General features: G+C 53.4%; 11 protein-coding genes and 1 pseudogene. 8 read left to right on the forward strand and 4 right to left on the reverse strand.

The window, feature by feature from the left end; all coding sequences use genetic code 11:
- Positions 1-57 precede the first annotated feature (57 nt).
- Both ACXAF0_RS13950 and ACXAF0_RS13955 read left to right on the forward strand, forming a co-directional pair.
- On the forward strand, positions 58-645 hold the full coding sequence (locus tag ACXAF0_RS13950; protein WP_475346484.1) for a hypothetical protein: 588 nt from the start codon (positions 58-60) through the stop codon (positions 643-645).
- A gap of 58 nt (positions 646-703) precedes the next feature.
- The gene (locus ACXAF0_RS13955) at positions 704-3,037 is read left to right on the forward strand and encodes a hypothetical protein (protein ID WP_475346485.1); all 2,334 of its coding nucleotides are present in this window, start codon (positions 704-706) and stop codon (positions 3,035-3,037) included.
- Between the two features lie 21 nt (positions 3,038-3,058).
- Here ACXAF0_RS13955 and ACXAF0_RS13960 read toward each other — a convergent pair whose 3' ends face one another.
- Positions 3,059-3,772, reverse strand: coding sequence for an ATP12 family chaperone protein (locus ACXAF0_RS13960; RefSeq protein WP_475346486.1), 714 nt, complete (start codon positions 3,770-3,772; stop codon positions 3,059-3,061).
- Positions 3,773-4,057: 285 nt separating this feature from the next.
- Here ACXAF0_RS13960 and ACXAF0_RS13965 point away from each other — a divergent pair, with 285 nt between their 5' ends.
- From ACXAF0_RS13965 to ACXAF0_RS13980, 4 genes and pseudogenes are all read left to right on the forward strand, one after another.
- Positions 4,058-5,080: an ABC transporter substrate-binding protein gene (locus ACXAF0_RS13965; RefSeq protein ID WP_475346487.1), complete on the forward strand. Its 1,023-nt coding sequence runs from the start codon at positions 4,058-4,060 to the stop codon at positions 5,078-5,080.
- A 136-nt stretch (positions 5,081-5,216) separates the two neighbouring features.
- A complete protein-coding gene (locus ACXAF0_RS13970; RefSeq protein WP_475346488.1) occupies positions 5,217-6,002 on the forward strand; it encodes an ABC transporter ATP-binding protein in 786 nt (261 codons plus the stop codon).
- 18 nt (positions 6,003-6,020) lie between these two features.
- Positions 6,021-6,791: an ABC transporter permease gene (locus ACXAF0_RS13975; RefSeq protein WP_475346489.1), complete on the forward strand. Its 771-nt coding sequence runs from the start codon at positions 6,021-6,023 to the stop codon at positions 6,789-6,791.
- Positions 6,792-6,899: 108 nt separating this feature from the next.
- A pseudogene (locus ACXAF0_RS13980) lies at positions 6,900-8,110 on the forward strand (IS3 family transposase).
- A 72-nt stretch (positions 8,111-8,182) separates the two neighbouring features.
- On the opposite strand, the gene ACXAF0_RS13985 reads toward ACXAF0_RS13980, so the two are convergent.
- A complete protein-coding gene (locus ACXAF0_RS13985) occupies positions 8,183-9,007 on the reverse strand; it encodes a dienelactone hydrolase family protein (protein WP_475346490.1) in 825 nt (274 codons plus the stop codon).
- A gap of 261 nt (positions 9,008-9,268) precedes the next feature.
- Between ACXAF0_RS13985 and ACXAF0_RS13990 the strand changes: the two genes are divergently transcribed.
- A complete protein-coding gene (locus ACXAF0_RS13990; RefSeq protein WP_475346491.1) occupies positions 9,269-9,919 on the forward strand; it encodes an HAD family hydrolase in 651 nt (216 codons plus the stop codon).
- 25 nt (positions 9,920-9,944) lie between these two features.
- Here the strand turns inward: ACXAF0_RS13990 and ACXAF0_RS13995 are convergent, their stop codons facing one another.
- Positions 9,945-10,418, reverse strand: a complete 474-nt coding sequence (locus ACXAF0_RS13995) for an SRPBCC domain-containing protein (protein ID WP_475346492.1) — start codon at positions 10,416-10,418, stop codon at positions 9,945-9,947.
- Positions 10,405-11,103, reverse strand: a complete 699-nt coding sequence (locus ACXAF0_RS14000; protein ID WP_475346493.1) for an HAD-IA family hydrolase — start codon at positions 11,101-11,103, stop codon at positions 10,405-10,407. Before ACXAF0_RS14000 ends, ACXAF0_RS13995 begins: the two co-directional genes overlap by 14 nt.
- A gap of 497 nt (positions 11,104-11,600) precedes the next feature.
- On the opposite strand from ACXAF0_RS14000, the gene ACXAF0_RS14005 reads away from it, so the two are divergent.
- The gene (locus tag ACXAF0_RS14005) at positions 11,601-11,867 is read left to right on the forward strand and encodes a hypothetical protein (RefSeq protein WP_475346494.1); all 267 of its coding nucleotides are present in this window, start codon (positions 11,601-11,603) and stop codon (positions 11,865-11,867) included.
- Positions 11,868-11,890 lie beyond the last annotated feature (23 nt).

Consider the following 11,890-nt stretch of genomic DNA (forward strand, 5'->3'; position numbering starts at 1 on the left):
CCCCTATCTGCGCACCGCTTGAATCACTGGCTTTGACAAACAAGGAAGGGCGCGGAGATGGCGCTTGATAGCAAATTGCAGGCTGCACTCAAACAGGCGCAAGAGGGCATCCTGGTTGTCATTCGGGATCTGCAAAAACGCCCCGATTTCAGCAAGCAGCCTGATCTGCAGGCCGATGCCAAATGTTTTGGGAGCTATTACCAAGCGCTGCTGGATGCACAGGCGCAAAGCACCCTGTCGCCTGATGCGCAATCAAAACTGCGAACCCAGGGCCAAACCACCGTCCTGCCCACGATTGCAAAACGCATCAACGCCAACATTGCAATCTCGCAGATGGGGCAGCTCAACACGAGCCGAACCATTCCGCCGACCATGGCGCTTGCCAACAACAAGAACCTGAGTGCTGAACAAACGTCTATCCAGTCGCTTGATGCGCTTTTGAACGCAAGTGTCAGCGATCCTTCCCCCAGCAACGAACCAACACCCGATACTCACGACGCCCCAACACCGACAAAACCGGATGCCCCGGAGAAAACAGATGACGCGACGCCCAACGGACCCGACATCCTGCCGGAAGATGAAGTGATCAGTCGTTTTTCGCGCTGGGCAGAAAGCCTTGGCGGCGAAGATCTGGATGCCAGTTAAGGCACTGCCCGCCCCGTGAATGACCACGCCCGGAACACACTTTTCGAGGACTCTGACAATGCCTGACCTAAACCCAAATGACGCCGATTTTTATGACCTTGTCATTGTCGGACGCGGTTACAGCGCCTCGACCTATCTGTTCACCGCAGACCTCAGCTGGTGCAAAAAAATCCTGATCATTGGCGGGCCGGATTCATGGGAACACATTGTTCGCGGCGACGGCGTCATCAATCATGCCAACTATATTTATGCGCGGGATAATCCCGACCAAAAGATAACCCCGAAAGCTGAGGTAAAAGGGGGCAACAAAGAAAAGCTCAAGGACGAAAATGCCGCCATCCTTGAGAAATCAGTCAAATGGCTTATAGCTCAAGGAGTCTTAGTTAAGAACGTTCCGGGCATCACCAAAACGATCAACAAAACGCCCGCCATTCTTGGATCTGCCATCACGCGCCCCACCAAGAGTACCTCTCTGAAACAAGGAGAAGCCGTTAACGTTTATTCGATCACTTATGATGATTGGCAAAAGCCACTGGGCGACCAAGGCTTCGACGTGACAAACATTAAGGAGGAAACGGCGCAAACCCTGAAAGTTGTCTATTGCGGCGGCGCAGGTCCACAGGCCGATTTTTACAACTATGACAGAGAAACCCGAGCACTGCGGTACGACGCCAAGACCTTTATGGATCTTGACAGCTTCATGCGCAGCGATCCGGATGAAGTTAAGCCTGAGGTTGAGGGCACCAGTGCGATTGCCCTGCTGGGCCCCAATGCAGGCGTTGATGCCGCTGTTGTGGCCCTGAACAGAAAATTCAAACTGTACTGGTTGATATCGGGCCCACAGAACAGCGACCCGGCATGGCTTTCAACCAAACACTACGCAATTGGAGACGAAACAGGGCAGAAGGCCATTGATGAGGCAAATAAAAGCATTGTCAATTACCCCAAAAAAATCGCCGGTTACCCGAAAGACATCCGACCAAGCTTTACTGGCACAGGCAATGACTCCCCACGGAAAGCTCCTTACAAGATTACTTTTCCCATTGAGAAGGAAAATCAGCCTGTCGAATATGTTCAAATCAAACGTCGTGGTGATGAGGATATTCCCGAAAACAAATTGAAAGACTTTTCTGTGGACTATGTCGTCTACGCCACCGGGCAAGACCCAAATGCACAAGAGGTTATTGCCGCTACGGATAAGCCTTGGCGTATCGGGCCAGCAAAGGTTCTTGGCCCTATTTTAGCGAATGAGAAACTCTCCCCGATCTATGACGTCAATCAACGGTTTGGCAATTGGTTTGAATGCGCTCTTGGCCTGAAAGACAGTTACCGAAGCGCTTATACCGGGCTTGAGGTACTTGGGGCGTCTGCGCTTGCCCTAGCCAATTTTGCGCGTGGATCAAAAGTCCAACAAGCGTATTTCAGCCATACTGGCAGCTATGTCCGTGCTCTGGACAGCACCGTGCAACCCGGTACAAAAACCAATGATGTATTGAAAGCGGTCCAGAACAGCGGATGGAATGAGAACGCCAACACCATCCGCCTTTACGATCATTTCGACCGGCAGGGCGAAATACCGACTGTTGCAACAGCAATGGGCGCGATTATGCCCAAGCTGTATTCGCAAACCCTGATCGCCGCCGATCAGTTGGGTGTCGTCAAGAGCCAGATCGAAGCCATTACGGGGTTTGATTTGATTGCCTCATCCTCCGGCACAGACGACTTGATTTCAAAGGCAACAGATTTGCGCAAAGCACTTGAAGAAGTAAAAAAGCAAATCCAAGCATTGCGTAAACGAAAAGACGACGACAATCCAGATTTGACGCAGCTAAAGGCTGCCGTAGAGCGATACAATTCTGCAAAGAGAGCCTTCAAGCTGGATAACGCCGTAAACGAGAAGGCGAAAACCTACATAAAATTGCTGTCTGACGAAGATCAGAACGCCATTTTCAAAGACGGGGTTGATCCCGATTGGTTTGCCTTCAGCATAAACAAGGCAGCTTTCGATGTACATTTCGCCATCTTATGGCTTAGTTGGAGCGACGAAGATTACGTCAACAAAAAGAAACAAGATGACGTTTTGAAAAGCATTCCACAGGCTCAAAAATGGTTGACGAACCTTGAAGCCGTTTTTCAGGCACCGATCACCGTCGATATTAATTCGGCGATCAATTTCAACGGTGCTGACCGCACACAGCTTGCCGTTCTTTTGTCGGCCCTTTACCCATCTATTCCTGTTACGAACTGGCGCCCGATAACAGCGCAAATTCTTGAAGGACGCAAGGTCTCGCCCTGGGGGTACAATCCAGATCAAGTCGGCAAGATTACGGATTGGCTCAAAGCCATGAACGAAGGTGAGAAATCGGTGAACGAATTTCCCTCAATGAGCTGATGACAGCGCTTGGCTTACCAATCAGCCAAGCAGTTCCAGATAGCGACCGGCGGCAAAAAACTCTGCGCGGTGACGGTCGAGACGGGCGATGGCCTCGGCATCTTCGCCCCACTTTTCCATGGAAAAGCCTTCGTCAAGCATGGATGCTTCGAATGCCGTTTTGGTGTCCATCTGACGTTTCATGACGGCAAGACCAATGATCACGGAACCCGAAATCGTCGTCAGGCTATGCAGGGCGGTCAGGTAATAATCGTCAAAACCTTCGACATGATCCTGCAAACGCAGCAATGCGTGGCCTTGCTGTGTGATCGGCATCACACCTTCGGTGACTGTCAACTCTACGCCCAGATGGTCTTTTGACCAATCAAGCAGCGGCTGCCATGTCTTGGCCTGACGTTCGATCAGGTCTTCGGGGAAGGAAGCCCGATAACACAGCAGGTCAGACCGACCATAGCCGGTCAGTTCGGCAATAACGGCATCGCGGTTGGGGCGCACGCGGTCAATCGCAGTCGCCGCCAACTGCATGATTGGCATGGTGGATGGCTGGATCTTTTCGCCCTGCGCATCCCATTCAGCCGCAATTTCACGTGCCAGCACTTCGGAGGGCAACAGGAAATCAGCCTTGGCCGGGGTTTTCACCGCACGGCCATCCAGAAGCACGCGCCAGCCTTCCCCGCTATCGTCAACAGCGGCGTCGGCCTTTTTATAGAAACGGTTGATTGATTGTGTAAGCATGACCGCCATATGCCCAAAAGCAGCGATTTGCGCAAGGGGTTTGCCACATAATTTGCCAGATAACGCGTGTGAAATGAGCGATTATCAAGAATTCCTGTATAATTTTTGATCAAATTGCCCCATTGACCAAATAATAAACACCACTACTCTGCTCGGTGAAGGTTACAAAACCGCAACAAAGCGGGCGCATTGGCGAGATGGCATAACCATTGCTAAGTGCGCATTGGATTTTTATCAGGTGGCTGGATTGTATCATCGATCCGCATTCAGGAGGCTTCTTTAGACATGACCACGCTTACGAACCGACTTTTGGGCGCCGCCATCGGTGCGGCAGTTGCGCTTGGCGCGCATGGCGCGCTGGCTGACATGGCAATCAAATTCTCGCTCGACTGGAAATTCGAAGGTCCGGCAGCGCCGTATCTTCTGGCCAAGAAGAACGGCTATTTCGAAGATGAAGGCCTTGATGTCACCATTGACTCGGGCAACGGTTCGGTCGGTGCGATCACCCGCGTTGCCAGCGGCGCGTATGACGTATCGCTGGCCGACATCAACTCGCTGGTCGAGTTCAACGCATCCAACCCGGATCGCGCCATGAAGTCGATCTTCATGGTGTATGACCGCCCGCCGTTCGCGCTGTTCATGAAAAAAGATTCAGGCATCACCAAACCGGAAGACCTTGTGGGCAAGACCCTTGGCGCGCCGGTATTTGATGCATCGCGCAAACTGTATCCGGCATTTGCATCGGCCACCGGCCTTGATCTGGATGCTGTGACCTGGGAAAGCATGGACCCGCCGCTACGTGAGCCGATGCTGGTCCGTGGTGATGTGGATGCGATTTCCGGTCACTATTTCACCTCGATCCTGAACCTGCAGGCACAGGGCCTTGCCAAGGAAGACCTGACCGTCTTCATGTATAAAGACTTTGGCATGGACTTCTATGGCAACGGCATTCTGGCATCGCCGGACATGATGGAAAACCATCCGGAAGAGCTTAAAGGCTTCCTGCGCGGTGTGGTCAAAGGTTGGGCGGCGGCGATTGCCGATCCGGCAGCTGCCATCGAAGCACTCAAAGAAGCGGACCCGCTGATCAATCCGGACCTTGAAGAGCAGCGCCTGCAGATGGCGATTGATGAAAACGTCATCACCCCGGCAACCCTTGAGGAAGGCATGGGCCTTGTCAAAGCCGACCGTATGGCCAAAGCCATCGATCAGGTTGCCCTGGCATTCGGTTTCGAGAATAAGCCGTCTGTTGATGACATCTATACCGATGCTTTCATGCCCTCAGCTGAAGACCGCATGCTGAAGTAATCACCATTTGAGACGGGGCAGCCAGATAGTCTGGCTGCCCCGTTTTTTTCATCTGCCCGTGCAAACGGATAACGAATAAAGATACAGGGTCCGACCCCACAGTCAGGACCAAGGCCAAGCAGGGGGAATAACTGCAGTGTCCAATAGCTTCGTCGAACTCAATGACGTCAAGCTTCGCTATAGTGAAGGCGATGATCTGGCGCTTGAAACCACCAACATGAAGATCGACAAGGGTGAGTTTATCGCCGTTGTGGGTCCGTCGGGCTGCGGCAAGTCATCCTTGCTGAAACTGGTTTCCGGCCTGATGCCGCCGTCAGAGGGCAACGTCATTGTTGATGGCAAGGAAGTTTCCGGCCCGCTCAAGATCGTTGGTATGGCGTTTCAGAACCCGACCCTTCTGCCGTGGCGCACGACCCTTGATAACGTCCTGCTGCCGATGGAAATCGTCAAACCGCACCGCCACCGCCTGCGCAAGCATCGCGCGGAATATGAAGAGCGCGCGCGCAAGCTTCTGGCGACGGTTGGTCTTGAAGGCCATGAAAACAAATACCCCTGGGAGCTTTCCGGTGGCATGCAGCAGCGCGCATCGCTTTGCCGGTCACTGATCCATGAGCCGGATCTTCTGATGCTTGATGAGCCGTTCGGCGCGCTTGATGCCTTTACCCGCGAAGAGCTGTGGGACATTTTGCAGAACCTTTGGATGATCAAGCCTTTCACGGTTATTCTGGTCACCCACGATTTGCGTGAGGCGGCCTATCTTGCCGACACCATCTATGTGATGTCCAAACGCCCGGGTAAAATCCTTGTCGAGCGTGAAAACACCCTGCCCCGTCCGCGGGATCAGGAAACGACCTTTACCCAGCCTTTCACCGATCTTGTCCACGAATTGCGCGGTCACATTCGTGACGTGCGAGAATCATAAGGAAGGGCGGGAAAAGTCATGAAAAAGAAATTGAACCTTAGCAAAGCAACACCGTGGCTTAGCGCCATCGGGCTTTTCGTTCTGTGGGAACTGATTGTGCGGATATTCAACATTCCGCCCTATGTCCTGCCGACCCCGTCTGAAAGCATCATTGTCGGCTGGCAATTCCATGAAGCGATCTGGATGCATGCCTATCACACGCTTTATACCACGCTTGCGGGTTTTGCCATTGCCGTGGTGTTTGGTGTGGTGCTTGGCGCACTGGTCGGATCAAGCCGGGCGATCTATGACGCGGCCAATCCGCTTCTGGTCGGGTTTAACTCGGTCCCGAAAGTGGCCCTTGTCCCGGTTCTGGTTATGTGGTTTGGCATCGGAACCGTGCCGGCGATCATCACCGCCTTCCTGATTTCGTTCTTCCCGATTGTGGTCAATGTTGCCACCGGCCTTGCGACGCTTGAGCCGGAACTGCGCGATGTTTTGCGGTCCCTTGGCGCGACCCGACGTGACATCCTGATCAAGGTCGGCTTCCCACGTGCAATGCCGTATTTCTTTGCATCGCTTAAAGTCGCGATCACGCTGGCCTTCGTCGGATCGGTCATTTCCGAAACCGTGGCGTCGAATGTCGGTGTTGGCTATCTGATGCTTTCGGCCTCGTCGAAATTCAACATGCCGCTGGTCTTTGCCGGATTGCTGGTGATCGCGGTGATGGGGATTGCGATGTATGAGATCTTTAACGTGATCGAGCGCCGCTCCACCCGATGGGCCAACCGCGGCAATCAGACCAACTGATCCGGGCTTGCGCCCAATCATCAGACAAAGAAAAAGGCCGGGGAAACCCCGGCCTTTTTTGTCATACTGTCTCGTCCTGAAATACGTTGTCACCAATAGGAGATGACAATGTCGATATCAGGGCCAGTGCGCCGCAAGCGTACACAACGCGATTACAATATGGGCTTTAAGTTGGCTGTCGTGGATCAGGTCGAAAAGGGCGAACTGACCTATAAGCAGGCACAATCCCACTATGGTATCTAGGGACGCAGTACAGTCCTGAACTGGTTGCGCAAACATGGTAAGCTCGATCGGTCCATAACGAGGCAACCAGCCATGTCCCCATTGAAAGAAACACCTGAACAGAAGATCAAGCGCCTTGAAAGGGAGCTTGAAGACGAACGGATCCGCGTCATGGTGATGGATGGCATGATCACCATCATGGATGAGGAATATGGAGCGGGCCTGCGAAAAAAGTACTTATCCGAACTGCGAGAACATTACAGGCGCAAGGGCAAGTCAGTCTGAGTCGGACCTGTCACTGTTTTGGTCTTTCAAGGCAGTCAGTATACCAACTCCTGCAACGTCGGCGGAAGCGTCAAGAGCATCTTGCGCCACTCTATGATTGCGTCATGCGCTTGCGACGGCGCATGCCTCGTTTGGGCACGCGCAAACTCTATCATTTGTTGCAGGATGATTTGCGGCGTCTTGGCATCAAGATAGGGCGTGATCGTCTGTTTGATTGGCTCAGAGAGCATCGTCTTTTGGTGAAGCCACAAAAGAATTATACCAAAACCACCCACAGCAAACATTGGATGAGAAAGCATCCGAACCTGGTGACCGGACGCAAGCCATACCGTCCCGAAGAGGTCTTTGTCAGCGACATCACCTATGTCGAGAGTGATGAAGGTGTGCATTATCTGTCCCTGGTCACAGACGCCTTCTCGCGCAAGATCATGGGGCATGTGCTGAGCCACAACATGGCCGCATCCGAGGTGATCCAAGCTTTGAAGCAGGCAATTCGCAATCGGATTACCAAAGAGCCACTGATCCATCATTCCGACCGTGGGCTACAATATTGTTCGGGCCGCTATCAAGAAATTCTGAGAAGGCATCACATCACACCGTCAATGACCGATGGTTATGATTGTTATCAGAATGCCCTGGCCGAACGTGTGAACGGTATTCTTAAACAGGAGTTCCTCTTGCACCGCTGCAAAACCTTCGAGGATCTCCGTAAACTGGTCAAAGAGGCCGTCGATACATACAATACCATGCGACCGCACATCGCTTTGGGGATGAAAACACCCGAAAATGTGCATCAAAAAGCCAGCGGATGATCATCCGCTGGCTCAAGTAAAACCGTCAACGTATTTTAGGACGGCACATACCATTAGCAGTAATGGCACGGGTCAACTGAGATGCTCGTCAAAGAAGGCCATGGTACGTTCCCAGGCCAGCATGGCGTCTTCGCTGTCATAGCGGCCACCGGTCGGGTTGGCAAACGCATGATCGGCGTCATACCAGAAGAACTCGTAATCGGTTTTGCCGGCCACTCGCAGCGACTTTTCGAACCCGTCGACCATTTCCTTGTTGATGCTTTTATCCAGGGTGCCGAAATGGCCCATGATCGGTGCATTCAAGGTTGCGACCTGTTCCGGGGTTTTGTTGACATTGCCGTAATAGATCACAGCCGCATCAATATCGGTCGCAAGTGCCGTATTGAGCGACCAGCCGCCGCCAAAGCACCAGCCGACCGAGCCGACCTTGCCGGTTGAATCCTTGTGATTTCGAAGAAACTCGACCGAGGACTGCAATTTGCGGGTCGCCACCACCGGATCCATTGACGACATCAGGGAGCGCGCCCCATCGGGGGTCGTGGCCGGCGGTTCGCCGTAAAGATCAACCGCGAGCGCAATGTAGCCCTGCTTGGCATATTCAGCCGCCACCGCGCGAATATGGTCATTCAGCCCCCACCATTCGTGGATCAGAATGACGGTTGGTGCCGGAAGCGTATGCGGCATGGCAATTTCGGCAACCATTTCATCGCCTTCGGGCGTGGTGATGGTCACTTTATCAAGCCCGTGACCGGCGGCATGGGCCAGCATCGGGTCGGCAAGAATAACGGCCAAAGGCAGGGCGGCAGCCCCTTTCAGAAACAGTCTGCGTTGTTCATCGGTCGCCTTGGGCGGCGGACCGAGATGTTCGTGGGAGCCACATCCATCTAGCGTACACATGTTCAAGCCTCCTCTTATTCCTGATTTCGGGTTTGTCCCGTATCACCATCATTTATGAGCGCGCGGGTTGTTGGCAAATGACATTCCTGTCATCTGGCCTGTCATTGGACCTGTCATCGGACCTGTCATCTGGCGCCGAATGCCCACGCTGGCATCTTGTTCAGTTTTGTTTACGGTGCCACGCGCAGCAAGGATCATAGCATATGTCACGCAACTGCTGCTTGCGCGTCGGCACCGCACCTGTTTTAACAGGGCGCGGCAATGCAAATCACCCATACCAAGCCAGACGGAGACAACATGCGCGATATCGAAACGGTTCTGTTTGATCTTGGGGGTGTGCTTGTTGATTGGAACCCGCGTTATCTGTATCGCAAGATGTTCAAAGATGATGCGGAGATGGAGCGGTTTCTGAGCGAGGTCTGCCATCCGCACTGGAACCATCTGCATGATCAGGGGATGCTGAGCTTTGCCAATTCCATCCCCGACCTTCAGCATCGCTACCCGCATTACCAGGATCAGATCGCGGCATGGCAGGAACGCTGGCCGGAAATGCTGGGCGGGGCGATTGATCGCACGGTTGGCGTCCTTGAAGACCTGAAAAAGCGCGAAAATGTGCGCCTGTTTGCCCTGACCAACTGGTCAGCCGAAACCTGGCCGCATGCGTTGGAGCGGTTCGGATTTCTTGATCATTTTGAAGGCATTCTGGTCTCGGGGCAGGAAAAGCTCGCCAAGCCCGATCCGCGGATTTTTGATCTGGCGATTTCGCGGTTTGAACTGGATCCGCGTGAAACCCTGTTTATCGATGACAGCGAGCGCAATATTCAGCAGGCGCGCGAGCTGGGCTTTATCACCCACTGGTTCCGCGACCCGGTGAAATTGCAGCGGGAACTGATCGAATACCGGCTGTTTTGATTAGCGCCAAACAAGACGGAACGCCTTAGCGGCGTTTGCGCAGGTAATTGCCAAAGCATTCGCCAAAGGCAAATTCCCAGCCCTTGAGATAGCCTTCGCGCAGGGCCGGGGCAATATCGCCGACATTTTCCCATGCCTTGTGCTCAAGGCGGATCACGCAGCGGCCAAAATCGTTCAGATCAAAGGATAGCTCGACCAGGGTGAAATCCCCCTCGCCCCAGCCCGGATGCCAGGTAAAGGACAGATGTTCGCCGGGATGCCAGCTTCTTACACGCCCCCAGGGAATATCATCCTGCCCCTTGACCCGTTCGATGATTTCGCCGCCGACACCGGCATTGAATTCGATCGTCTCGCAATCCTTTTTGGAGATCGAATGAGTGTCGGTCGGCCACCAGTCGCCAAAGCCCGATGTGAAGGCCTCAAAGGCATCATCAGGATCGACGGCCAGGGTCAATTCAAAGCGGATCGGCGCAAGTTCGGGGTTCTTAAGCGGCGTCACGGTTGATTTCCCAAATTTCATCAAGGGCCGCGGCCAGTTCATCAAAATGGCTGATGACGGCATGGGCACCGGATTTATGGAGCGTATCGACATCATGGTAGCCCCAATCAACCCCGACCGCGATCATGCCAGCCGCACGGCCCATTTCGATATCATAGCTGGTATCGCCAACAATCACCGCATTGGGTGCATCGACCCCGGTTTCCTCGAGGGCTGCGACCAGCATGGCGGGGTTGGGTTTGGACGGGTGGTTGTCACAAGTCTGCAAGGTAACAAACCGGCCTTCAAGTTCATTGCGGGCCAGAACCGCATCAAGCCCCCGGCGCGCCTTGCCGGTGGCAACACCACTTAGCCATTGGCGGCTATCGAGTTCGGCAAGCACTTCGCGCACACCCGGAAAAAGCGGTTCGTGGAAATCAGGCGTTTGGCGGAGCGTGAAGAAGGCATTCTTGTAAGCCGCCGTGACCGCCGCGATCACGTCATCATCGACCTGTGCCGGGCTTGCGAGTTTTGTGATCGCCTCAGGCAGGCTAAGACCAATGATTGTGCGCGTGTTTTCCAGGCCCGGGCAGTCCAGCCCGTGCTCGGCAAAGGCATGATCCATGCAATGTGCAATGGCGTTCTGGCTATCAACAAGCGTGCCATCGCAGTCAAAAATCACAAGTCTCAGCGGATCATTGGTCATGTGGGGTCTTTCGTCTTAATTGAAGGTCAGGAGTTACTAATTTGATTAGAATGGCAGCGTTTATATTTGTGAAATCCTAGAAAAAGCCCGCAGAGCGGGTTGGTATCCCGCGCAAGGGCTTTGACGCCGGAGTTTGCAAATATAAACGCTGTCCTGCGGATCGCTCAGATTTGCACGGCCTACTTTGTCGCAAAACCTTGAAAGATGTATATCTTCCTGCGGTTTCGCTTCGCGTATCCGCACAAATCTGAGCGACCATTCAAACCAAATTAGTAACTCCTGACCTTGGAAAAGCGGAGACTAATGGATCGGATCGAAAAGATCGAGTCTCCCGCGGTTGAATTAGCTGCCGACTTTTTGTGCTTTGCGGGAAGCGCTGGAAACCACAAATGAATTTTGTATTACCTTTTTCTGCACCCGTATGCGCGCTATAATTGAATTCTGGCCCACAGAGCACTGGCTGATAATGACAGGCTCTCTGCGACAGGAGGTAGATCATGCTTACACTTCGCGACTGCATCGACTTCAGCGACCTCACCGAGGAGGAAGTGCTTGCTATTGCCGAATGTGAGCATATTCCACTCGTCACCGCCCTTGAGGAGGGTGAGTGCATGGTGCACACAAAACACGGCCGCAAACAGCTTGCCGTGATGATCAAGGGCCAGGCCGACATCTGTGAACGCATGGGCAACAAGGTTCACGCCGAACAGCTGAACCGGGTCTATGACACGTTCATCAAGCGTTTCGACAAAGAAAAAACCTAGTTCTGTTTCAACGCCGTTTGATC

The sequence above is a fragment of the Thalassospira sp. ABD4_177 genome (genome assembly GCF_056160125.1).